Origin of the sequence: Erwinia persicina NBRC 102418 (genome assembly GCF_001571305.1) — a bacterium.
GTDB classification, from domain to species: domain Bacteria; phylum Pseudomonadota; class Gammaproteobacteria; order Enterobacterales; family Enterobacteriaceae; genus Erwinia; species Erwinia persicina.
Genome location: NZ_BCTN01000012.1, coordinates 70,503 through 92,356 on the forward strand (window position 1 = coordinate 70,503; position 21,854 = coordinate 92,356).

22 protein-coding genes are annotated in these 21,854 nt (G+C 55.4%); 8 read left to right on the top strand and 14 right to left on the bottom strand.

The window, feature by feature from the left end:
• Positions 1–55: 55 nt before the first annotated feature.
• The 6 genes from EPE01S_RS14165 to copC form a co-directional block, all read right to left on the bottom strand.
• Positions 56–415 (bottom strand): bleomycin resistance protein, encoded by a 360-nt coding sequence (locus EPE01S_RS14165; RefSeq protein WP_062746233.1) that lies wholly within the window; start codon positions 413–415, stop codon positions 56–58.
• Between the two features lie 7 nt (positions 416–422).
• A complete protein-coding gene (locus EPE01S_RS14170) occupies positions 423–677 on the bottom strand; it encodes a hypothetical protein (RefSeq protein WP_062746234.1) in 255 nt (84 codons plus the stop codon).
• A 402-nt stretch (positions 678–1,079) separates the two neighbouring features.
• Positions 1,080–2,120 carry a TIGR04086 family membrane protein gene (locus EPE01S_RS14175; protein ID WP_062746235.1) on the bottom strand — a complete coding sequence of 347 codons (1,041 nt, stop codon included), beginning with the start codon at positions 2,118–2,120 and terminating at the stop codon, positions 1,080–1,082.
• A gap of 595 nt (positions 2,121–2,715) precedes the next feature.
• Positions 2,716–3,054, bottom strand: coding sequence for a YebY family protein (locus EPE01S_RS14180; RefSeq protein WP_062746237.1), 339 nt, complete (start codon positions 3,052–3,054; stop codon positions 2,716–2,718).
• Between the two features lie 65 nt (positions 3,055–3,119).
• Positions 3,120–3,998 (bottom strand): copper homeostasis membrane protein CopD, encoded by an 879-nt coding sequence (gene copD / locus EPE01S_RS14185; protein WP_062746240.1) that lies wholly within the window; start codon positions 3,996–3,998, stop codon positions 3,120–3,122.
• Between the two features lies 1 nt (position 3,999).
• On the bottom strand, positions 4,000–4,362 hold the full coding sequence (gene copC, locus EPE01S_RS14190; protein WP_062746242.1) for a copper homeostasis periplasmic binding protein CopC: 363 nt from the start codon (positions 4,360–4,362) through the stop codon (positions 4,000–4,002).
• Between the two features lie 165 nt (positions 4,363–4,527).
• Here copC and EPE01S_RS14195 point away from each other — a divergent pair, with 165 nt between their 5' ends.
• The 3 genes from EPE01S_RS14195 to exoX all read left to right on the top strand — a co-directional run bounded on the left by EPE01S_RS14195 (position 4,528) and on the right by exoX (position 6,262).
• Complete coding sequence (locus tag EPE01S_RS14195; RefSeq protein WP_062746245.1) at positions 4,528–4,758, top strand: DNA polymerase III subunit theta; 231 nt, start codon at positions 4,528–4,530, stop codon at positions 4,756–4,758.
• Positions 4,759–4,825: 67 nt separating this feature from the next.
• Positions 4,826–5,584 carry a carbon-nitrogen hydrolase family protein gene (locus EPE01S_RS14200; RefSeq protein WP_062746246.1) on the top strand — a complete coding sequence of 253 codons (759 nt, stop codon included), beginning with the start codon at positions 4,826–4,828 and terminating at the stop codon, positions 5,582–5,584.
• Positions 5,585–5,596: 12 nt separating this feature from the next.
• On the top strand, positions 5,597–6,262 hold the full coding sequence (exoX, locus tag EPE01S_RS14205) for an exodeoxyribonuclease X (protein ID WP_062746249.1): 666 nt from the start codon (positions 5,597–5,599) through the stop codon (positions 6,260–6,262).
• Here the strand turns inward: exoX and EPE01S_RS14210 are convergent.
• Together EPE01S_RS14210 and EPE01S_RS14215 are read right to left on the bottom strand one after the other, a co-directional pair.
• Positions 6,259–8,316, bottom strand: a complete 2,058-nt coding sequence (locus EPE01S_RS14210; RefSeq protein ID WP_062746252.1) for a S9 family peptidase — start codon at positions 8,314–8,316, stop codon at positions 6,259–6,261. The genes exoX and EPE01S_RS14210 overlap by 4 nt on opposite strands.
• 128 nt (positions 8,317–8,444) lie before the next feature.
• Positions 8,445–9,098 carry a tellurite resistance TerB family protein gene (locus EPE01S_RS14215; RefSeq protein ID WP_062746254.1) on the bottom strand — a complete coding sequence of 218 codons (654 nt, stop codon included), beginning with the start codon at positions 9,096–9,098 and terminating at the stop codon, positions 8,445–8,447.
• 200 nt (positions 9,099–9,298) lie between these two features.
• Between EPE01S_RS14215 and EPE01S_RS14220 the strand changes: the two genes are divergently transcribed.
• Entirely contained in the window at positions 9,299–10,120 is an 822-nt protein-coding gene (locus EPE01S_RS14220; protein WP_062746256.1) for a sugar phosphate isomerase/epimerase family protein, read from the top strand.
• Positions 10,121–10,224: 104 nt separating this feature from the next.
• Here EPE01S_RS14220 and EPE01S_RS14225 read toward each other — a convergent pair whose 3' ends face one another.
• Entirely contained in the window at positions 10,225–10,530 is a 306-nt protein-coding gene (locus tag EPE01S_RS14225) for a YebG family protein (RefSeq protein WP_062746258.1), read from the bottom strand.
• A gap of 139 nt (positions 10,531–10,669) precedes the next feature.
• On the opposite strand from EPE01S_RS14225, the gene purT reads away from it, so the two are divergent.
• Positions 10,670–11,848 (top strand): formate-dependent phosphoribosylglycinamide formyltransferase, encoded by a 1,179-nt coding sequence (purT, locus tag EPE01S_RS14230; RefSeq protein WP_062746260.1) that lies wholly within the window; start codon positions 10,670–10,672, stop codon positions 11,846–11,848.
• 41 nt (positions 11,849–11,889) lie between these two features.
• Here the strand turns inward: purT and EPE01S_RS14235 are convergent, their stop codons facing one another.
• The 3 genes from EPE01S_RS14235 to zwf form a co-directional block, all read right to left on the bottom strand.
• The gene (locus EPE01S_RS14235; protein ID WP_062746262.1) at positions 11,890–12,531 is read right to left on the bottom strand and encodes a bifunctional 4-hydroxy-2-oxoglutarate aldolase/2-dehydro-3-deoxy-phosphogluconate aldolase; all 642 of its coding nucleotides are present in this window, start codon (positions 12,529–12,531) and stop codon (positions 11,890–11,892) included.
• Positions 12,532–13,002: 471 nt separating this feature from the next.
• On the bottom strand, positions 13,003–13,407 hold the full coding sequence (locus tag EPE01S_RS14240) for a hypothetical protein (RefSeq protein ID WP_062746265.1): 405 nt from the start codon (positions 13,405–13,407) through the stop codon (positions 13,003–13,005).
• Between the two features lie 224 nt (positions 13,408–13,631).
• On the bottom strand, positions 13,632–15,107 hold the full coding sequence (gene zwf / locus EPE01S_RS14245) for a glucose-6-phosphate dehydrogenase (protein WP_062746267.1): 1,476 nt from the start codon (positions 15,105–15,107) through the stop codon (positions 13,632–13,634).
• Between the two features lie 386 nt (positions 15,108–15,493).
• Here zwf and EPE01S_RS14250 point away from each other — a divergent pair, with 386 nt between their 5' ends.
• From EPE01S_RS14250 to EPE01S_RS14260, 3 genes are all read left to right on the top strand, one after another.
• Complete coding sequence (locus EPE01S_RS14250) at positions 15,494–16,366, top strand: MurR/RpiR family transcriptional regulator (protein WP_062746269.1); 873 nt, start codon at positions 15,494–15,496, stop codon at positions 16,364–16,366.
• Positions 16,367–16,496: 130 nt separating this feature from the next.
• Positions 16,497–17,939, top strand: coding sequence for a pyruvate kinase (pyk, locus tag EPE01S_RS14255; RefSeq protein ID WP_062746271.1), 1,443 nt, complete (start codon positions 16,497–16,499; stop codon positions 17,937–17,939).
• A gap of 207 nt (positions 17,940–18,146) precedes the next feature.
• Positions 18,147–19,373: an MFS transporter gene (locus tag EPE01S_RS14260; protein WP_062746273.1), complete on the top strand. Its 1,227-nt coding sequence runs from the start codon at positions 18,147–18,149 to the stop codon at positions 19,371–19,373.
• A gap of 45 nt (positions 19,374–19,418) precedes the next feature.
• Here the strand turns inward: EPE01S_RS14260 and lpxM are convergent, their stop codons facing one another.
• The gene (lpxM, locus tag EPE01S_RS14265; protein WP_062746275.1) at positions 19,419–20,390 is read right to left on the bottom strand and encodes a lauroyl-Kdo(2)-lipid IV(A) myristoyltransferase; all 972 of its coding nucleotides are present in this window, start codon (positions 20,388–20,390) and stop codon (positions 19,419–19,421) included.
• 135 nt (positions 20,391–20,525) lie between these two features.
• Positions 20,526–21,851: a murein DD-endopeptidase MepM gene (gene mepM, locus EPE01S_RS14270; protein ID WP_062746277.1), complete on the bottom strand. Its 1,326-nt coding sequence runs from the start codon at positions 21,849–21,851 to the stop codon at positions 20,526–20,528.
• Positions 21,852–21,854 lie beyond the last annotated feature (3 nt).

A 21,854-nucleotide genomic window follows, 5' to 3' on the forward strand; every position in this document is an offset into this window, starting at 1 on the left:
TCAACGGGGCTCACTGAGCCCCGTTTTTATTTTCCCACAGATGACGCCCACCGTTTCAGTTGCCGATTAAGCGTATCAGCGTACCGTCAACATCCAGCAGCGCGCCGATCTTCATGCCAGAGGGTTGGGCTTCAGGTGGGTGAAGACGAGGCAGACCAGACCTCTTCTCCTCTATTCCTGCCGCCAGCAAGACAGCATAAAACGTATCGACATCATCAAGCCGAAGACAGCAGCTAAACCAACTGGTGTCAGGGTCAAGCCCGGGATGTGGGAAAAACTCCAGCGTCAGTTCACCCCGAACCATGATTAACCAGTGAGCGTCTTTAAAGGTGGTGGTGAAGCCCGCCCGGCAATAAAAGGTTTCTGTATCAGTAAAATTGCGCGAAGGCAGATTAGGGGTAGCGCGATCGGTCATTATGGTTTCACTCTTCCCGGGCTGCAGCCTCGTTATACAGGCGGTTCCCGTACCACACTGCCGCAGCCCCCATCAGCATCGCCACGATGGCGTAAGGGATCTTATCTTCTTCAGTGCCGCCGATCCCCCCCGCGGATAAAAAGTACAGCCCGGCAATCAGTGACAGGGTCACTTTTTTAATGTTGCCCATCGGCTTCATACAGATACTGCGTACCGCCCACGCCCCGAGCATTAAGCCCAGTAGCCCTAACATGGTTCCCATTACAACACCTTTTTAGTCGAGGCTCAGTTAATAGCGGGCAACGGTGCCCACGGCGGCTGAATAACGTCCGGATAACAGGTTACAGTAAGCCGTTGAAGATAGTGCGATAAGGCACCGGTAAAAGCAAACGCAGGCTCCGGGTTTACACAAGTTTAATCTGGGTGGCGTTTCTGTGCTGTGGCGAATAAGGACAATGGGGTCGCCGCCCAGCGCCTTATCGACAAGTTGCACACAACCTGCCTACCGGAGTGGGTTGCCGGCAAAGATATCCGGGTGGGATGGCTGACCCAGCGTTACCCTGGAGGGCAACCGGGAACCGACCGCTGACGACCGCAGGCAGCACGGTATCAGCACCGCCAGACGAAAAAAAGGCCCCAAAGGGGCCCTGATAGCACTGAACGATCAGGCTCTGACTTTACGGTATTCAGGATGCGTATTGACGCCCCAGAAACCACTCAGCGTACTGACAATCGCGCCAATTAATAATCCGATGAAGGACCAGAGAGCAATTTTCGCGCCTGCCTTAGCGGCGGCATCGGCTTTCTCTTTGGCTTTTTCTTTAAACTCTGCATATTTCACCTTCGCTTCGTTCACATTCTTTTCTAACTGCGACAGACGCTGATTCACTTCCTGTACAGTTTTATCGCGAGTCTGAATAAAGTTTTCGACCGCTTTGTCCGCTTCTTCAGGCGTCATGCTGGTATTCTGCACCAGCGCCTGCTTCACCTCATTTTTATCAATCGCCTGGCTAAGGGCTTCCGCCCGGCTTTTAAGTTTATCTGTTAATCCCTTAATAACGGCATCACTGTTATCAGGATTTACCGCCAGGTTTTTCACCGCGCTGGCAACATCTTTACCCGCTTCTTCCAGCTGTGTCTGCAGATATTCCGGCTGCAGCTCTTTAATACCGCTTTTTTTCAGGGCCTGAACAACCTGATCGTCGGCATTATCCGGATTGAGTTTGGTATCCAGGCCAAGATCACCATAGATATTCTGGCCGATGCTGGCGGCCCCCTGTGCGGCCTGACCGGCCACGCTGCCCATTCCACTGGCCAGGCTGCCGGTGGCTGACGCCACGCTGCCCACGGCGCTTCCGGCCGTATTCAGGATCCCGCCTACGGCGGCAAATCCCAGCACCGTGGCCACCAGCAGGGATGTGGCCCAGATAAGGAAACCGTGGATGGCACCGTCCGTGCCAGCCAGACGGCCGGTAATAAAGCCACCGCACGCCAGACTGATCACCACCCCGATAACGGACCAGGCTAATACCGCCGTGTCGGCCCCATTGACGATGTCATCCGACTTGGGCGACAGCATGGATAGACCCAGGCTGGTGCCCAGCATGGTTAAAAGAAGAGAGATCGCCATCGCCGTTACCACACCGGCAATAATACTTCCCCACGAAACACGTTTGGTGAGCGCCAGCTCATTTCTCAGTTCCATTTTTAGACTCCAGTCTGAAATTACAGGAATTATTGCCGTTTGCGTTTTGAGTATAGGTGGCAGTTCAGACTATTGGCGATATTAATAAAATAAATAAGCAAAGTTATAGGCATCAGTCAGTTAGCAGGGAGATATTTGTAACACCCCTTCCCTTTTCATTTACAACAAAAACAACACCCCTGAAAAGACGCGTGTATTATCTCTCGGGTAAGTTAAAGCCGCGTTTTAAATACCGCTATTCCATAGAGCAGAAACCCGCATTACGCCATATTAATAAAAATGATGCATTCAGAAATGAGTAAAACTATTTCGGGTGGAAATGATATAAAAAAAGACCAAAGACGATTCCTGTCTTTGGTCCAGGGAAATGGCTCTTTTCAGAGCCGTGCGCTAAAAGTTGGCATTATTGCAGGCGATTCGCCTTGCACTTTAAAAGATAGACCAGGCGCAGGGGTTTTCCAGCGACAGGCAGCCCAACCAGTGGACGGATTATCAGCGTTGTGATCGCGGCGGCAGAAACGGACAGGCGGGGTTCAGCGTAGTGAATGCCAACGGGTTGCAGGCACCTCCTGTGGGAGATGCCTGCTCAGGGCGGTCAGCGACAGAGTTTTTCCGCACGGGCCACGATCGGGGCCAGGCTCTTTTTATGTCCCGGATTGGCCGGATCATCCGCAAGGATTTTTTCAATCGGGAATCCCGCTTTAATCTGCCCGGATTTCACCTTTTCTTCCGCGGCGGCGTTAAGCGGATACTGCACCAGCGTGCCGTCATTAATCGCCAGCAGCACGTTCCCTTTCTCGCAGCTCAGCATCATCTCTTCACGCACGAACGGCCAGTTATCTTTGCCCATATCGAACCGGCTAACGGTTTCAATACCGGCTGCGGCACTGCCGCTGATGCCAAGAGCGATGCATAAAAATGCCAAATTTTTCATTTAGTTAACACCTCAAACGATAAAACACTTACTGAACAGGAATAACGTGTCGGGCCATTGCCCGCTCAGGCAGGCTCCAGCGTGGCGAACACTCCGACCACCAGCAGTACTGCCGCCGCCAGGCCAACCTCCACCAGCGTGCTGGTGATAAACCGCTGCTCCGCCCCCCCCGCACTGCGCTGAAAGCGCGGCACCAGGCAGTAGCGGTTATAAAGGGCAACCGCGACCATCACGCCGACCAGCAGCGTTTTCACCACCAGCAGCTGGCTGTAAAGCCGGAAGCTGGCAGGCGGCCAGCCTAACAGCAGCAGCGCGTTGATCGCGCCGCTGACCACCACCAGCGTGACGGCCAGGTGCCCGTAACGCGAAAAGCGCATCATGGTCACCACGGCATCGTGACGCTGCCCCGGCCTTCGGGCGTCGCGCATCAGGATAATCAGCGGCAGCAACCCGCCCGCCCAGAAGGCGGCACTGAGCAGATGCACCATCTGATTCACGCGCTGAAACAGGCCGCCCCAGCCGTCCAGCATCGCCGCGTGACCGGTAAAAGCCAGCCCGGCAAGCTGAAACAGCGCGCAGATCAGCAGCGTGCGCTGGCGTGGCTCGCCCTGTAACGTCAGGCTCAGGCAGCCAAGGATCGCCAGCGCCAGCTGTCCCTGCCAGACGCGACCAAACTGCGTCTGCAGGACGGCCAGCCAGACGTCGGGATCCAGCGTATCCTGCCAGCCGTCGCCCATCTGGCCGGTCTGTGCTGCCAGCAGCAGCACCGCACTCAGCAGCACCAGCCAGCAGGCGACGATGGCTGACGGCATCAGCCGCTGCGCAAGGTGGGTCCGGTAACGCTCCGGGGCCAGCCACGCGATATATATCGCTGTTCCGGCCAGCGACATCAGTGCAGCAAAATGCAGCCAGCGGCACAGAATATAGAAGCTGGTCAGCGCCATCTTATTTCACGCTAAAGGTGTAATTCCCTTTCGTCTTATGGCCGTCCACCGACAGCACGTGCCATTTCACCGCATACTCCCCACGGGAAAGCGGCTGCTTAAACTGCACGCGCAGCGTGTTGTGCTGTTGCGGGTCGCGCGCGGCTTTGAGCTGCTCGACGGGCTGTTTGTCCGTACGACTGATCTCTACGCCACTGAACGCGGGTTCAATATCTTCGCTGAAGGTGATGGTCAGCGATTCAGGCCATTCGCTGCCGGCCGGATTCACCGCCGTATACTGGCTTTTCAGATGGGCGTGGGCGGAAGCCTGCTGGGCAAAAAGAGCGGCGATCAGTACGCCGGAAACCCTGAAGAAGTGTCGCATATGTCGCAATGTTCCTTAGCGGGACGCAGCCCCTGGCTGCTGAGGCCGAAAGGATACCCCGCTTAAAAACAGGTGTCGAGGTAAGAGCGACGATCAATGGCTCACCGGGCTTGCTAATCCGTGTCTTCTGCATTATTTTTTGCCCCTTAACAGGGGGAGAAAACCATGAGCTACAATCTGGCCACGCTGCCGCAGGACGAAAAAGACAAGGTCAATGTCGATCTGGCGGCCGCTGGGGTCGCATTTAAAGAGCGCTACAATATGCCGGTTATCGCGGAAATGGTGCTGCGTGAGCAGCCCGAAGCGCTGCATGACTGGTTTCGTGAACGGTTAACCCACTATCGCCAGGCTTCGCTGTCTCTCTCACGTCTGCCGTATGAACCGAAGCCAAAATAGTGGCTTGTATTTTATTACCGCTTCGGTTGAGATAAGACATTAAACATCCCTTTAACGGTGAGCTTTTATGTCCCAGTGGACTATCGCAGCAGCACAGTCAGGTTCGCGTCCGGGTGACCTTTCCTGGAATATCCAGCACCATCTTGATTTTGTAGAACAGGCTGCCACCCAGGGGGTGGATCTGCTGATGTTTCCCGAACTGTCCCTGACGGGCTACGAGCTCCCGCTGGTGGCCGATCTGGCCCTCTCGGTAGACGATGCGCTGCTGCACCCTTTTGCTGTGGCGGCGCAGGAGCATCAGATGGGGATCAGCATCGGACTGCCGTTAAAAGCAGACGATAACGTTCGTCTTTCCGCCCTGACTTTCCTGCCGGATGGTACCCGCATTGCCTACAGCAAACGTAACCTTTTTGGTCCGGAGAAAGAGATTTTCACCCCCGGCAATACGGTGCCGATTTTTGGCTATCAGCATCATCAGGTCGCCATGGCCATCTGTGCCGATATCAGCGTTGAAGAGTTTGCCCGGGATGCTTCAGTTCGTGGAGCCGACCTCTATGCCACCAGCGTGCTGGTCTCAGAGAAAGGGTATGACACCGACTGCGGTCATCTGGCCCGCTGGTCACGGGAGTATAAAATGGCGGTACTGATGGCAAACCACGCCTGGCCTACAGGTGGTTATCAGTGCGCCGGAAAAAGTGCCTTCTGGGATGCGCAGGGCCACCAGGTGATCCGGGGTGGCGAGGGAGAGCAGCTGATTATCGCCCGCCGTGACGGTAATCATTGGCAAGGGGAGGCGCATTCGTTACCCTGCCCGTCGGTTCTGTAAACGGGAGAAATTATGTTACGCGTGATAGACACGGAAACCTGCGGCCTGCAGGGGGGGATTGTCGAGGTGGCGTCGGTGGACGTGATTGCCGGGCAGATCGTCAATCCGATGAGCGATCTGATCTCACCCGACCGGCCTATCAGTCATCAGGCGATGGCGGTACATAAGATTACGGAAGCGATGGTGCGGGGCAAACCGACGATTGAACAGGCCATCAGCCGTTATCACGGCAGCCCCTATTACGTCGCACATAATGCCAGCTTCGACCGGCGTATGCTGCCGGAAATGCACGGGGAATGGATCTGCACCATGGCCCTCTCCCGCCGCCTGTGGCCGGGTCTGAAATACAGTAACCAGGCACTGCGCGAGGCCCTGCAGCTGGAGGTTACCCCGCCTGCCGACCTGCACGCACACCGCGCCCTGTACGACTGTTATGTCACCGCCGCGCTGCTGATCCGTATTATGTCGTTCAGCGGCTGGGATGCGCCGGAAATGATCCGCCGGATAAACGTCAAGGGGTCGTTCAATACGTTCCCGTTCGGGAAATATCGTGGGCAGAAAGTGGATGATGTAGCGAAGTCAGACCCGGGATATCTAAAGTGGATGTTAAAAAACATCCCGGATCTGAAACCCGACTTACGCAGCGCGATGCAGCGGGCGTTAAGCGCGGTAGATTAAGCGGTTGCCGGCAGCAGGCCGGTTGCCAGCGCGATCAGAAACGCATATTCCAGCGCCACCCCTTCATAGGCTTTGAAACGCCCTGATTTACCGCCGTGGCCGGCATCCATATCGGTATGCAGCAGCAGCAGATGGTCATCGGTTTTCAGTTCCCGCAGTTTTGCCACCCATTTTGCCGGTTCCCAGTACTGCACCTGTGAGTCATGCAGGCCGGTGGTTATCAGCAGATGCGGGTAGTCCTGCGCCGTGACGTTGTCATAGGGGCTGTACTGCTTAATGTAGTGATAATACTGCTCTTCCGCCGGGTTGCCCCACTCGTCATATTCGCCGGTGGTGAGCGGAATACTTTCATCCAGCATCGTGGTGACCACGTCAACAAACGGCACCTGAGCGACGACGCCGCGAAAACGCGCCGGGGCCATATTCAGCACCGCACCCATCAGCAGGCCACCCGCGCTTCCGCCCATCGCGTACAGTTTTTCCGGGTCACCGTACTGTCTTTCGATCAATGCATCGGTGATATCGATAAAGTCGTGGAAAGTGTTCATCTTGTTCAGCAGGCGGCCATCATCGTACCACTGCTGTCCCATCTCACCGCCGCCGCGGATATGGGTCAGTGCGAAAACAAAGCCACGATCCAGCAGGCTGAGGCGGCTGGCGCTAAAATCGGCATCCATACTGCTGCCGTACGAGCCATAACCATAGACCAGCAGCGGGTTCGTCCCCGGCAGATAGCGATCCTTACGGTAAACCAGTGATACCGGTACGTCCACGCCGTCACGCATGGTGATCCAGTGGCGTTCACTGCGATAGCTACTGGCATCAAAGCCTTTAACCTCGGTCTGCTTCAGCACCTCACGTTCACCGCTGTCCAGATCCAGTTCAAACAGCGTATCCGGGGTGGTCATGGAAGAGTAGCCGTAACGTACCTTGCTACTGTCGGGCGTCGGATTATGGCCAATCCAGGTCACGTAGGCCGGGTCGTCAAAGGCGATACTGCGGCTTTCTTTACTCGCCCAGTGGATCTGGCGCAGACGGGTCAGCCCCTGCTCACGCTCTTCCACCACCAGCCAGTCGCGGAACAGCGTATAGCCTTCCAGCACCACCGCGTCACGCGGGGCTATCAGGGCCTGCCACTCCTGCTCTTCCACCTTGTCGGTGCGGTACAGCCCGAAGTTCTTGCCCTCACGGTTGGAGCGCACGTAAAAGTGGTCCTGGTAGTGGTCAACGCTGTACTCGTGATCTTTACGGCGCGCACAGAACAGACGGGGTTGGGCATCGGCCTGTGCCGCATCCAGCAGCAGGATCTCGCTGGTGGTGCTGCTGCCAAGGGCAATCGCCACGTACGCTTCTGACGTGGTTTTATAGACGCTGACATAAAAGGTGTCATCCTGCTCTTCATAGACCAACTGGTCCTGCTGCTGCGGCGTACCCAGTGTATGCCGCCAGACCTGGTAAGGCAGCAGCGTCTGTTTGTCCTTCAGTACATAGTAGAGGGTTTGTGAATCACTGGCCCACGCCATTGCGGAGGATACCCCTTCCAGCACCTCCGGATACCACTCCCCGCTCTGCAGATTACACAGCCGAATGCCGTATACCCGACGCGAGAGAAAATCTTCCGCCACCGCCATGATCTGATTATCCGGGCTGATGGCCACACCGCCGAGCGTATAGAACTCGTGTCCCTCTGCCCGCAGGTTGCCATCAAGCAGCGTATCCCACTGCTCAGGCGTCGTCGTCCCGGCAGGCTGGCGGGCGTAAATAGTGTACTCGTTCCCCTCTTCATAGCGGCTCTGATAGCGGTAGCCACGCTTAACGTAAGGCACCGAGTGGTCACGCGCCGGAATGCGATCGATAATCTCCTGCAGCAACTCAGCCTGTAGCGTCTTCTGCGGCTGCAACTGCTGCTCGCAGAAGGCGTTCTCTTCACGCAGGTAGGCCAGCACCTCAGGATCTTCACGCTCGTCGTCGCGCAGCCAGTAGTAGTGGTCAGTTCGTGTATCGCCGTGCAACGACAGGGTATGGGGGATTTTTTTCGCTTTTGGAGGTGTCATGGTCTCTTCGCTGTTGCTGTGCCTGTCTGTAAGGTTGGCAGCAAGCGCGCTGATTGCCAAGCAGTTATCGAGACTGGCCGCAATTTTTAACGGGGCTACGCGGACGACGTTAACCGTCCGCGTCCGGATCAGGCGGGGAGTTTTTGTTTCTCGGCGCGAATGTCAGTTTCAATCGACTCACGCACATCCTGTGGAATTTTCAACGCATCACCCAGCGCCTGCAGATAGCTGCGCTCCATAAAATGGTCAACGTCGATCACCAGATTGCTGAGGAAATAGACCTCGAGCGCCTCTTCTTCATTTTTCACGTCCACGGCCAGCTTCTGTGGATCGAGCGGAGAATCGATGGCGCGCTGCACCAGCTGTTCACCCTGCGCCCCCAGCCCGGACTGATGGATATGTTCATCAATGGCTTTACGTTCATCGCTGTCGATGTGCCCATCGCTTTTGGCGGCGAACACCAGCGCCTCGATCAGTCGCTCAGCCCGGCGATCAACGGGAGAACTCTGCTGGCCGAAACCAGGCTGATCCTGATGCGTTTCACTGACGCGCTGCTTGTATTTATTCCACAGTAGTGCACCTGCAGCAGCGCCGCCACCGATGATGACGGCATTTTTGCCATACTTCATCAGCAGGTTGCGTGAGGATTTGCTGGCAATCAACAAACCAGCCAGCCCCCCAAGCGCTCCGGGTGCCAGCATTTTACTCAGCCCTTCGCCGCCGCCGGAAGATTTACCTGTTTTACCTAATACCGTCTGAATCTGTTGCAGCCAGTTACTCATAAGTCAGTCCTTTTTTGCCCTAAAACACCACAATAGAACAGCCCACGTCAGGAAACGTCAAACGATGCAAAGGCTGTAAAATTTCCGGTTATTACGGACTCATTCCGCCACCTCTGTCCCCTGGCAGGCGTAAGGTTTGTTAAAACAGTCGAATGCACCTACCCTGAAACGGCATCAACCGCAGAGGAGAAACGGTAACCATGGCACTTACAGCAAACCCGTTATTTATTAATACCATCCTGCTTGGTGGCAGCAGCGAAGAGAAACTGCGGGCGGCGGCCCTGGCCGGCTTTGACCAGGTGGAACTGTGGCAACAGGACGTGGACCATGCGGCCGGAGGGACCCCTGCACTGGCTGATTTGTGCCAGGCGCTGTCGCTGGGGCTGACAGACTATCAGGTCCTGCTGGATTTTGACGGTGCCCCTGACGGCCTGCGCGATGATAAGCGTCGGGAAGCACTGACGATGATGAAGACGGCGCAGCATCTCGGTGCCACGACGCTGCTGGTCCCCGCCTCGACACACCCACTGAGTTGCGAAGATCGCATTGACGAGGATTTGCGCTGGCTGGTCCGGCAGGCGGCAGAGCATGACCTGCGTATCGCCTATGAAGCGATGGCCTGGAGTCGTCACGTCACTAATCCCGCCGAAGCATGGCAGCGCGTGCGGCAGATTGACGCCGAGAATCTGGGGCTGGTGGTGGATGCGTTTCACCTGTTTGTGCGGCAGAGAACTCTGGCAGATCTTGCGGGAATTCCGGCAGACAGGATCTTTCTGGTGCAGCTCTCAGACCTGGACTGGCAGCCGGATGCGCAACAGCTGGTCGATACCGCCCGTCATCAGCGCCTGTTACCCGGTGAAGGACACTACCCCCTGAAGGCGTTATTGCAGCATTTGCAGCAGATCGGCTATCAGGGGCCGCTGGGGCTGGAGGTGTTTAACGATGCCCGTCAGGCGGCCTGTCCGGCGCAGACGGCAGACGCGGCGATGGCATCGTTACAGAATTTACTGCAGGAAGGGTAACGGGCTTTCGTTCGGCACTGGCGGGCAGCGGAAAATAACGTCAGGGAGGCTGACCGAAATAAAGTCAGCCACTGTACAGGGATAGATTTGATGTCATGGGCGAATCAGGCCGATTTAACCGCCCGCAGCTTGCCTTCGGCATTCTCTTCACTGTCACCGGCAACGGAATTGTCTTCCGGCAGCTTTCCGCTACGCAATATTTGCTGCAGGGCATCTTTGTTTTCTGCCATAAACAGGCCCAGCGCTTCGCCCTGCTGCTCTTCCATTTCCAGCTTGCTGCCGATTAGCCAGTCGGCGAAGACTTCTGCCAGGTCGAGCATCTTGTCGTAAGCATCCGCTTCTTTTTTGCTGGCAAATGTCATCTTTTCCTCACCTTTTCTGACGACAACGTACTTGATTTCAACAGCCATGATTTCCGTCCTGTTTAACTGTATTTTTATACAGTATATCAGCGCCGCTTTTCTGACTCAACCCTAAACTGCGGGATGCGTACGCAAACGTTTTCGTTTATACTGCGGCCGATTTTTTCAATCCATTCAGGTATCGATTATGACAACTCTTGGAACGGCGCTACGCCCTGAAGCCACACGTGTAATGCTGTTAGGATCGGGTGAGCTGGGGAAAGAAGTGGCGCTGGAATGCCAGCGTCTGGGTGTGGAAGTGATTGCCGTGGATCGCTATGCCGACGCTCCGGCCATGCACGTTGCCCACCGCAGCCATGTGATCAATATGCTGGATGGTGCCGCGCTGGCCGCACTTATTGCCCGGGAAAAACCCCACTTCGTGGTGCCGGAGATTGAGGCTATCGCTACCGATATGCTGGTTGAACTGGAAAAGCAGGGTCAACACGTTGTGCCCACCGCCCGTGCGGCTAAGCTGACCATGAACCGTGAAGGCATCCGCCGTCTGGCAGCGGAAGAGCTGGCGCTACCGACCTCCAGCTACCGTTTCGCCGACAGCCGCGAGACCTTCCTGACGGCAGCAGAAGAAATTGGCCTGCCGTGCATCGTTAAACCGGTAATGAGTTCGTCCGGCAAAGGCCAGAGCTTTATTCGTGACGCTTCTCAGCTTGATTCCGCCTGGGACTATGCTCAACAGGGTGGCCGTGCCGGTGCCGGACGCGTGATCGTCGAGGGCGTGGTGAAGTTTGATTTTGAAATTACCCTGCTGACTATCAGCGCGGTGGACGGCATCCACTTTTGTGCGCCCATCGGCCATCGCCAGGAAGACGGTGATTACCGGGAGTCCTGGCAGCCCCAGCAGATGAGTGACCTCGCCCTGCAGCGGGCGCAGGAGATTGCGCGCAACGTGGTAAACGCGCTGGGTGGCCGGGGTCTGTTTGGCGTTGAGCTGTTTGTCTGCGGTGATGACGTGGTGTTTAGCGAAGTCTCGCCGCGCCCGCACGACACCGGGATGGTGACCCTGATCTCTCAGGACCTGTCAGAGTTTGCCCTGCACGTTCGGGCTTTTCTCGGCCTGCCGGTTGGCGGTATCCGTCAGTACGGCCCGGCTGCTTCGGCGGTGATCCTGCCAGAACTGAACAGCAGCAACGTGCAGTTTGCCAATCTCTCTGCCGCACTGGGCGCAGGGTTACAGCTGCGCCTGTTCGGTAAGCCAGAGATTCAGGGTAAGCGTCGGATGGGCGTGGCGCTGGCAACCGGCAGCGACATTGATGATGCAGTACAGCGCGCCATTCGTGCCGCTGCCAGCGTCAACGTCATCGGTTAATCCGCACACGCTTCAGGGGCGGATTAACCGCCACTGCTGACTCAACGCGTGGCGCCTGCCACCGCTTCCTGCGCCAGGCGGGTAATGCGGTCATAGTCGCCGGCTTCCAGCGCATCGGCGGGCACCAGCCAGGATCCGCCAATACACAGCACGCTGTTCAGCGCCAGATAGTCACGGTAGTTAGCGGGCGTTATGCCCCCCGTCGGGCAAAAACGCACCTGAGGGAAAGGTCCGCCAATAGCCTGCAAGGCTTTCACTCCGCCGTTGGCTTCCGCCGGGAAGAATTTAAACTCACGCAGACCGTAATCAAGACCGGTCATCAGTTCAGATACGGTACTGATGCCGGGGATCAGCGGAACAGAACCGTCTAAAGCGGCCCGGAGCAGCGGCTCCGTCAGCCCAGGGCTGATGATAAACTGTGCCCCGGCATCAGTCACTTCTTTAAGCTGCTGCGCGTTAAGCACCGTACCTGCACCGACAATCGCTTCCGGAACTTCTCTGACCATCGCTCTCAGTGCATCCATCGCACAGGGAGTACGCAACGTCACTTCCAGCACCCGCACCCCACCGGCTACCAGCGCTTTTGCCATCGGCACCGCATGCTCAAGCTTGTTCACCACTATCACCGGAACGACCGGCCCGGTGGTGAGGATCTGTTCTGCACTTGTTTTCCAGTAACTCATCGGTGACCTTCTCCTGTCTGACCTGCCCGCCGCCAGGATGGTGCGCTGCAGGAAAAAAGTGACACATCTTGCGTCAAGACTATCGCTGTGTCCGTTACCTTACAGCAGAAAGGCCGCAGGCGTCTACGCCCCGATGTATTTTCCTAAAATGCAGGTTCATTTTTTATGAACTATTATTTTATTAAAGACAACAGGCCGGAGTGCTGCGGCAACAGCATCGTGAAGATCAGGGCCAGCAGGGAAATTATGCCTGCGTGCCGTGCGATGTTGTTAGTAGCGCGATACTACGATGAAGGTAAACTGACAGGTGACGCAGGTTCAGGGTAGCCGTTAACGCCGCGCCAGGCCAGCAGACCATCGGCACCCGGTGGTGACGCTCCGTATGGCGGTTCCCCGCTATCAGCCAGCCTGGGTAAGGGATCGGCTCGGGTGCCTGCAACACTGACCGGGAGCAGACTGAGAGTGTTCCGCCTAATCAAAAAAATGTTTCCGCAAACTGATATTGACCAGCAGTATCAAAAGATAGCCAATCGGACCAATACCGGCAAAAAAAACGCCGAAAACATTGCCGATATATATCATCTTCAATCCCGCATCAACATTATCCAACGATATGCCCAGGGTTAAGCTGGCCACAACCCCTAAGATAAACAAAAATACGTTCATCGACAGGAAAAAGACCACACTCCGGGATAGCCACCCTTTGCATCGGTTAAGGGCAGGATATTGCAATACCACCACGATGAGGATGCTGATCAAAGAACAGACGAAAAACTTCAGGGAGGCAAATATCATACAGACGATTAGCATGATGAAGCTGGCCGTAAAAAAATTCACCACGGTGAAAGCCACATACTTATCCACATTCACAGACATGTTATGTCCTGTTAAAAACGGCAGTCCAGGGCAGAAACTAGCACTGGTATAATGACCGGCGTAGGCATTACGTGCCAAAAGAAGAGTTAAGCAGGAGAGTAACAGAGAGAAGCAGGCGAAAAGTGAACAGTGAAGCCAGCGGATCATCGCAGAGTGACTGGCGGAAAAAAATGGCCCTGCCTGGACAAGGCAGAGCCACGCGCTTATTTCAGCCGCAGAGGCAATTACTCGATTTCATTCCAGGAGCGACCGTCCCGGGTGATCATGGCCACGGAGGCCACCGGCCCCCAGGTGCCCGCCTGATAAGGCTTCGGTGGCTCTTTATCCGATGCCCACGCATCCATAATGGAGTCGACCCACTTCCAGGCTTCTTCCACTTCATCACGACGCACGAACAGCGCCTGAATACCGCGCATCGTTTCCAGCAACAGTCGCTCGTAGGCATCGGCCAGATGTGACTGGTTGAAGGTTTCGGAGAAGCTCAGATCCAGCTTAGTCGTTTGCAGATTGTGTTTATGATCCAGCCCCGGCACTTTGTTGAGGATCTGAATGTCCATACCTTCGTCCGGCTGCAGACGAATAGTCAGTTTGTTCTGCGGCAGTTCCTGCCAGGTTTCTTTAAACAGGTTCAGCGCCGGATTCTTGAAATAAACCACGACTTCTGAGCACTTAGCCGGCAGACGTTTACCGGTACGCAGATAGAAAGGAACCCCCGCCCAGCGCCAGTCGTCGATGTCCACGCGGATAGAGACGAAGCTTTCCGTGGTGCTGGATTTATTCGCGCCCTCTTCTTCCAGATAGCCCGGTACTTTTTTGCCCTGCACAAAACCGGAGGTGTACTGACCACGCACCGTTTTCTCACGCACATTAGTGTGGTCAATGCGGCGCAGGGAGCGCAGCACTTTCACCTTCTCGTCACGAATACGATCCGCAGACAGGTCGGCCGGTGGCGACATGGCGACCATGGTCAGCACCTGTAACAGGTGGTTCTGGATCATATCGCGCATCTGACCGGCCTGGTCAAAGTAACCCCAACGGCCTTCGATGCCCACTTCTTCCGCCACGGTGATCTGCACGTGGTCAATCGTGCGGTTATCCCAGTTGGAGGCAAACAGGGAGTTGGCAAAGCGCAGTGCCAGCAGGTTGAGCACCGTCTCTTTGCCCAGATAATGGTCAATACGGAACACCTGGTTCTCTTCGAAGTATTCACCCACCTGATCGTTGATTTCCTGTGAGGTGGCCAGCGAGGTACCCAGTGGTTTTTCCATCACGACACGCGCCGGACTGGCATTCAGTTTTGCCTGGCCCAGGCCTTTACAGATTGCACCAAAGGTGCTTGGCGGCATCGCGAAGTAGTTAATGGTGACGCGTTTTTTCTGGTCCAGCATCTTACCAAGGCGGGGGAAATGACCGCTGTCATTGACATCCAGGTTGCAGAAATCGAGGCGGTTGCTGAGTTTGTCCCACAGCGCTTCGTCGATTTTCTCCTTCATAAAGGTTTCCAGTGCCTCGCGTACCACTTTGGTATAGGCAGCCTTATCCCACTCGGCACGACCTACGCCGATAATGCGGGAGTCTTCATGAATCTGACCGGCTTTTTCCAGTTGGTACAGTGAGGGCAACAGTTTCCGGCGCGCAAGATCGCCTTTGGCACCGAAAATCACCAGATCGCATGCCTGGGCTGTTTGTGTAACCGCCATTTCATTCTCCTCGTTGCAGGATTAGCCTGTCCCTGAAATTCCGTAGTCGGACAGACTCTTATTGTAATTTTGTTTCAATACAATGTACTGCTTTTGCCTGCTCCGCGTAAACCAGACGAAGCCGCTGCGGCACAATGTATTCAGTCAGTGCTTAATTTAGAGGCAATCTTCCCCGGTCGGCCAGCAGTTTATGCGTAATTTTTCGTCATTTTTGTTACTGTTCTTACCATTCTGAAAATCAGACACAGCTCAAACTCTGGCAATAAATGTCAATGAATGTCGTTATGCTACTGCCACCCGGGCTGCCGTGCATTGTATATTCTCTACAAAATGACATCGATTTCTCCTTTGATTGAAATCGTCAGAATGTATGAACAGGTAGCACTATGAATATGCTGGAAAAAATCCATGCCGAGCTGGAAAATCTGAGCAAGTCAGAACGGAAAGTGGCCGAGGTAATCCTCGATTCTCCTGCCACAGCGATGCACTCCAGCATTGCCCTGCTGGCCCGGGCAGCGGCCGTCAGCGAACCGACGGTAAACCGCTTCTGCCACCGGCTGAAAACGAAAGGATTCCCGGACTTCAAATTACAGCTGGCGCAGAGTCTGGCCAGCGGAACGCCCTATGTCAGCCGTCACGTCGAACAGGATGACAGCGTGGAGGCATATTCCGGGAAAATTTTCGAATCAGCGATGGCCGGGCTCGATCGGGTGAAACAGGGTCTGGATATGGGGGCCGTCAATCGCGCTGTTGATTTGCTGACCCAGTCAAAAAAAATTGCCTTCTTTGGCCTGGGGGCCTCCGCCGCCGTGGCCCATGATGCGATGAATAAATTTTTTCGTTTCAATGTGCCGGTGATCTATTCCGATGATATTGTAATGCAGCGCATGAGCTGTATGAATAGTGGGGAAGGCGACGTGATGGTGCTGATTTCCCATACCGGACGCACCAAAAGCATGGTTGAACTGGCGATGATCGCGCGGGAAAATGATGCTACCGTACTGGCCATCACCTCGCCTGACTCACCGCTGGCCCGAGAGGTAACGTTAGCTCTGATGCTGGACGTTCCCGAAGATACCGATATTTATATGCCGATGGTTTCCCGCCTGGCGCAGTTAACATTAATTGATGTCCTGGCCACCGGCTTTACTCTGCGTCGCGGCACGAAATTTCGCGATAATCTCAAACGAGTCAAAGAGGCACTGCGAGAGTCCAGGTTTGATAAAGACAGCGCTCTCTCACTTCTTCCCGGCCAGTAACAACGTGATTTTTAAATGGGTCTTACCGACGTGAGGGGTGTTTGCATCCCCTCTCTGTCTTCTAACCAGATTTACAGCCTTAGTAGTGCTTGCTCCTGCAACACCACTCTCAAAGTCAATGGAGTCATACATGTCACGACGTCTCAGAAGAACCAAGATTGTAACCACGTTAGGCCCCGCCACCGATCGCGATAATAACCTTGAAAAAGTCATCGCTGCCGGCGCCAACGTTGTTCGTCTGAACTTCTCACATGGCACCGCTGAAGATCACCAAATGCGCGCAGATAAAGTGCGTGAAATTGCCGCTAAACTGGGTCGCCATGTGGCCATCCTCGGTGACTTACAGGGCCCCAAAATTCGTGTTTCAACCTTTAAAGAGGGCAAAGTTTTCCTCAATATCGGTGAGCGTTTCCTGCTGGATGCCAGCCTGGGCAAAGGGGAAGGCGATCGTGAGAAAGTCGGTATCGACTATAAAGGTCTGCCTGCTGACGTGGTTCCTGGCGATATTCTGCTGCTCGACGACGGCCGCGTACAGCTGAAAGTGCTGGAAGTTCAGGGCATGAAAGTCTTTACCGAAGTGACCGTCGGTGGCCCACTGTCCAATAACAAAGGGATTAACAAACTGGGCGGCGGCCTGTCGGCAGAAGCCCTGACGGAAAAAGACAAAGCGGATATTCTGACCGCCGCTAAAATTGGCGTCGACTATCTGGCGGTATCATTCCCGCGCTGTGGTGAAGACCTGCACTATGCCCGCCGTCTGGCGCGCGAAGCTGGCTGTGAGGCTATGATTGTCTCCAAGGTAGAGCGCGCAGAAGCCGTAGCCAGCCAGGAAGCGATGGATGACATTATCCTGGCCTCTGATGTGGTGATGGTCGCCAGGGGCGACCTGGGTGTTGAAATTGGCGATCCTGAGCTGGTCGGCATCCAGAAAGCCCTTATCCGCCGCGCCCGCCAGTTAAACCGTTCCGTGATCACCGCCACTCAGATGATGGAGTCGATGATCACCAACCCGATGCCGACCCGTGCGGAAGTGATGGACGTGGCCAACGCCGTGCTCGATGGCACCGATGCGGTGATGCTGTCAGCAGAAACCGCAGCAGGCCAGTATCCCGCCGAAACCGTTTCTGCCATGGCGAAGGTCTGCCTGGGCGCGGAGAAGATCCCCAGTATCAACGTTTCCAAGCACCGCCTTGACGTGCAGTTCGATAATATTGAGGAAGCAATTGCCATGTCGGCCATGTATGCGGCGAACCATCTGCAGGGCGTGACCGCGATTATTACTATGACCGAATCCGGCCGTACCGCGCTGATGACCTCACGCATTACCTCTGGTCTGCCGATTTTTGCCATGTCTCGCCACGAGCGCACGCTGAACCTCACTGCGCTGTATCGCGGTGTGACGCCGGTATTTTTCGACAGCAACAGTGACGGCGTGGCGGCGGCGCACGATGCGGTCAATCTGCTGCGTGAGAAAGGATTCCTGATGTCAGGCGATCTGGTTATCGTCACTCAGGGCGATGTGATGAGCACCACGGGTACAACCAACACCAGCCGCGTGCTGCGCGTTGAGTAATACGATCTGACCTGCCCGGGCACTGTCAGCCCGGGCAGGAAGTGTCCTCCTCTTTCCCCCTCGTTTTTCTATCGCCCTGTCCGTGCGCTGTCACCACGCTTTTATTCACATTAGTGCAGTCTGCACAGGTGAAAATGCGGTATGTTAGCGAGCCTGTTCAGGCGACTGCACGTTTTGAATGTTTTGAACACCCTGGAGGGAGCCAGAATGGCGTCATATGTCCCCGTGTCGACCCTAACCCGTCGACACCTTATTTTTCCCCTGTCATTAGTTTTGTTCGAATTTGCGACCTATATTGCTCACGATATGATCCAGCCGGGAATGCTGCTGGTGACCAGTGAGTTCGGTGTAGGGCCGGAATGGGTGTCAGCCTCGCTGACCGCCTATCTGGTCGGCGGCATTGTTCTACAGTGGCTGCTGGGGCCGCTGTCGGACAAGCTGGGCCGGCGGCCGGTGATGCTGGCTGGCGTCACCTTCTTTATGCTCACCTGCATGGCCACCCACTGGGTACAGAGCATTGAACAATTCATTCTACTGCGCTTTCTGCAGGGGATCAGCCTGTGCTTTATCGGCGCGGTAGGCTATGCCGCCATTCAGGAAGCCTTCAATGAAGCTCTGAGCGTACGAATGATGGCGCTGATGGCCAACGTCGCCCTGCTGGCTCCGCTGGCGGGCCCGCTGGCAGGAGCCGCTTTTCTGGAGGTCAGCGACTGGCGCACCATGTTCTGGCTTTTCGGTATCGTCACCGCTGTCGCGCTGATTGGACTGTGGCGCACCATGCCGGAAACCGCCGGGGATAAGCAGGTTTCGATCTCCCTGTCATCCCTGGGTAAAGGCTATCTCGCGCTGTTTAAAGACCGTCAGGTAATGAGCGGTTCGCTGGCTATCGGCCTGGTGAGCATCCCCTGCCTCGCCTGGGTGGCGCTCTCACCGGTGATCCTGATCCATGATGAAGGGCTGTCCCGCCTTGATTATGCCCTGCTGCAACTGCCGGTGTTTGTTGCCATGATTGCCGGTAACCTGACGCTGGGCAAGCTGGCATCACGCTTACCCATTGATCGCCCGCTACGTTTTGGTGCCTGGCCGATTTTGCTGGGTCTGGGCATCGCTGCGCTGGCTTCGGTGATCGATAATCACAGCTACCTGTGGCTGACGGCCGGTCTCAGCCTGTATGGCTTTGGCACCGGCCTGGTCAACGCCGGGCTCTATCGCCTGACGCTGTTTTCCAGCGAGGCAGGAAAAGGCAGCGTGGCTGCCATGCTCGGCATGATCAGCATTCTGGTGTTTGCCCTGGGAATAGAACTGGCAAAATTTGCCTATTTCAGCGACGGATCCCGCGCTTTCAGCCTGGTCAACCTGGCCTTTGGCGTGGTGTGGTTTGTTCTGGTGAGGGCCTTTCTGAGAGAGTGGCAGCGCCGGTCGGCACTCAACTAAAAAGCAGGGGGTAACGGGCAGATGTGTTGCCCCCTGTACCGCATGTCACTTCTTTGGATAAAGCTCCTGGCGATCGTAAGGCTCTTTCTCGCCGGGTTTACGGGTTTTCAGCAGCTTCAGTATCCAGGTGTACTGTTCTGGGTGAGGACGGACAAAGACTTCCACCTCTTCATTCAGACGCCGGGCCTGAGAAGCATCATCAGAATCAGGTAAATCGTCCATCGGCGGGCGCAGGTAGATGTCCAGACAATGAGTTTTACTGTCATAGGACGGGAATAACGGCACCACCCTGGCGCGACAGACTTTCATCATTCTTCCTACCGCAGGCAGTGTGGCCTTATAGGTATCAAAGAACTCAACAAACTCACTCTGCTCCGCGCCGTGATCCTGGTCAGGCAGGTAATAGCCCCAGTATCCCTGGCGGATAGACATGATAAAGGGTTTTATCCCATCGTTACGTGCATGCATACGTCCGCCAAAACGACGGCGTACCCGGTTCCAGACATAATCCATCACCGGGTTACTCTGGTTGTGGAACATGGCCGCCATTGGCTGCCCCTCCGAGGCCAGCACCATCGCAGGCAGGTCAACGGCCCAGGCATGCGGCACGAGGAAAATCACATTCTTCCCGTCACGCTGTAATTCTTCGATAATTTCTCTGCCGTGCCAGCGGATACGCTTTTTGGCGTGTTGCGGGCGAAGCGCAAGTTCGGCCATCATCGCCATCGACTGCGGTGCAACAGCAAACATCTCGTCGATGATCGCTTCACGCTCACTTTCTGATTTATCGGTCATGCAATACAGCAGATTAATCTGCGCACGACGGCGCGCGCTGCGGGCGAACTTCCCCGCCAGTCGGCCAAGTGAACCCAACAGTGGGTCACGCAGACGTGGCGTCAACAGGGCGAGGCCAACAAACGCGCCTACTCCTAACCAGCTTCCCCAGTATCGCGGTAATAAAAAGCTTCGTTTAAAAGTGGGAATAAATTCGATCTGACTTTTTTTTGGGTTTTCCATGCACTCGCCTCGGACAATAACCGGCATATGATAGTGCTGACATGGCATTTTGCAAAGTTATTGACAAGAATGCTCATTCTTTACTAAAAAAAAGCCGATGGAATCACCCATCGGCTTTTTTATTGTGCAGCAGGATTACTTAAAACGTAACTGTGGCACAACCTCACGTACTTTAGCGATGTAATCGCGGCGATCTTTACCCGACAAGCCTTCCATACGCGGCATTTTCGCCGTAAGCGGGTTCACGGCCTGGTTATTGATCCAGATTTCAAAGTGCAGGTGTGGCCCTGTAGACCGACCGGTGTTACCGGAAAGCGCAATTCGATCGCCACGTTTGACCTTCTGCCCCGGTTTCACCAGCAGTTTTTTCAGGTGCATGTAACGCGTCATATACTGACGGCCATGACGAACAGCAACGTAGTTACCTGCCCCACCGCTGCGTTTCGCCACGATCACTTCACCATCACCGACAGCCAGCACCGGCGTGCCGACAGGAATGGCGAAATCAACGCCTTTATGAGGAGCAACACGCCCGGTAACCGGGTTCACACGACGCGGATTAAAGTTTGATGACACGCGATACTGTTTAACCGTCGGGAAACGCATAAACCCTTGCGCCAGCCCGGAGCCGTTGCGGTCATAAAATTTCCCGTCCTCTGCGCGAATAGCATAGTAATCCTTACCACCGCTGTTCAGCCGCACGCCAACCAGTTCACTCTGTTCACTCTTGCCGTCCAACACTTCACGGGACATCAGCACGGAGAACTGGTCGCCATTACGCAGCTTACGAAAATCCATCTGCCACTGCAGTGATTTGATCACCGCACTGATTTCACTACTGGTGAGCCCCGCTTTTTTGGCGCTGCTGACAAAACTGCCGTTGACGACGCCTTTCAGAACATTGTTCTGCCACTCGCCCTGTTGCATCACCGAAGAGGATTTGAAACCATTGCCCGAACGATCGTAAGTTCGGGTTTCACGGCGGGACACTTCCCAGCTCACGCGTTGCAGTTCACCGTTATCATTCAGCGTCCACGAAAGCTGCTGACCAATTTGCAGGTTACGCAGATCTTTATCGCTCTTTGCCAGCTGGCTGATATCAGACATATCAATGCCGTACTGGTTAAGCACGCTACTGAGGGTATCACCGGTGGAGATAACGTAATCGTGCGTGCCGCTTTCATCCGCGACATCCTCATCAATTTCATCTTTTGGCAGATCGTCAGCGGGAGACGGCGTATCCTGATCGATGGGTTCGCTGGCTTCCGGAAGAAGGGTTCGAAGCTGGTTTTTCTCAAGTTCGACCGTTTTAACAATCGGACTTTCATTGCCTGGATGATAAACGTAAGGCCGCCACAGGGTGACGGCCAGCGTCACCACGGTCAAAGACCCCAACATAATACGATGGGGCCGCGGAAGGTTGTTAAACGCCAGGGCGACAGCGCGGGATATCTGCTGCACTTA

What these genes read in the sequence shown, in the direction of transcription:
- copD (WP_062746240.1), bottom strand. Translation starts at nt 3,998, where the DNA reads ATGGCGCTGACCAGCTTCTATATTCTGTGCCGCTGGCTGCATTTTGCT.
- exoX (WP_062746249.1), top strand. Translation starts at nt 5,597, where the DNA reads ATGTTACGCGTGATAGACACGGAAACCTGCGGCCTGCAGGGGGGGATT.
- EPE01S_RS14195 (WP_062746245.1), top strand. Translation starts at nt 4,528, where the DNA reads ATGAGCTACAATCTGGCCACGCTGCCGCAGGACGAAAAAGACAAGGTC.
- lpxM (WP_062746275.1), bottom strand. Translation starts at nt 20,390, where the DNA reads ATGGAAAACCCAAAAAAAAGTCAGATCGAATTTATTCCCACTTTTAAA.
- zwf (WP_062746267.1), bottom strand. Translation starts at nt 15,107, where the DNA reads ATGGCGGTTACACAAACAGCCCAGGCATGCGATCTGGTGATTTTCGGT.
- EPE01S_RS14260 (WP_062746273.1), top strand. Translation starts at nt 18,147, where the DNA reads ATGGCGTCATATGTCCCCGTGTCGACCCTAACCCGTCGACACCTTATT.
- EPE01S_RS14200 (WP_062746246.1), top strand. Translation starts at nt 4,826, where the DNA reads ATGTCCCAGTGGACTATCGCAGCAGCACAGTCAGGTTCGCGTCCGGGT.
- EPE01S_RS14235 (WP_062746262.1), bottom strand. Translation starts at nt 12,531, where the DNA reads ATGAGTTACTGGAAAACAAGTGCAGAACAGATCCTCACCACCGGGCCG.
- EPE01S_RS14165 (WP_062746233.1), bottom strand. Translation starts at nt 415, where the DNA reads ATGACCGATCGCGCTACCCCTAATCTGCCTTCGCGCAATTTTACTGAT.
- EPE01S_RS14250 (WP_062746269.1), top strand. Translation starts at nt 15,494, where the DNA reads ATGAATATGCTGGAAAAAATCCATGCCGAGCTGGAAAATCTGAGCAAG.
- pyk (WP_062746271.1), top strand. Translation starts at nt 16,497, where the DNA reads ATGTCACGACGTCTCAGAAGAACCAAGATTGTAACCACGTTAGGCCCC.
- EPE01S_RS14180 (WP_062746237.1), bottom strand. Translation starts at nt 3,054, where the DNA reads ATGAAAAATTTGGCATTTTTATGCATCGCTCTTGGCATCAGCGGCAGT.
- EPE01S_RS14215 (WP_062746254.1), bottom strand. Translation starts at nt 9,098, where the DNA reads ATGAGTAACTGGCTGCAACAGATTCAGACGGTATTAGGTAAAACAGGT.
- EPE01S_RS14210 (WP_062746252.1), bottom strand. Translation starts at nt 8,316, where the DNA reads ATGACACCTCCAAAAGCGAAAAAAATCCCCCATACCCTGTCGTTGCAC.
- EPE01S_RS14225 (WP_062746258.1), bottom strand. Translation starts at nt 10,530, where the DNA reads ATGGCTGTTGAAATCAAGTACGTTGTCGTCAGAAAAGGTGAGGAAAAG.
- EPE01S_RS14240 (WP_062746265.1), bottom strand. Translation starts at nt 13,407, where the DNA reads ATGTCTGTGAATGTGGATAAGTATGTGGCTTTCACCGTGGTGAATTTT.
- copC (WP_062746242.1), bottom strand. Translation starts at nt 4,362, where the DNA reads ATGCGACACTTCTTCAGGGTTTCCGGCGTACTGATCGCCGCTCTTTTT.
- purT (WP_062746260.1), top strand. Translation starts at nt 10,670, where the DNA reads ATGACAACTCTTGGAACGGCGCTACGCCCTGAAGCCACACGTGTAATG.
- EPE01S_RS14220 (WP_062746256.1), top strand. Translation starts at nt 9,299, where the DNA reads ATGGCACTTACAGCAAACCCGTTATTTATTAATACCATCCTGCTTGGT.
- EPE01S_RS14175 (WP_062746235.1), bottom strand. Translation starts at nt 2,120, where the DNA reads ATGGAACTGAGAAATGAGCTGGCGCTCACCAAACGTGTTTCGTGGGGA.
- EPE01S_RS14170 (WP_062746234.1), bottom strand. Translation starts at nt 677, where the DNA reads ATGGGAACCATGTTAGGGCTACTGGGCTTAATGCTCGGGGCGTGGGCG.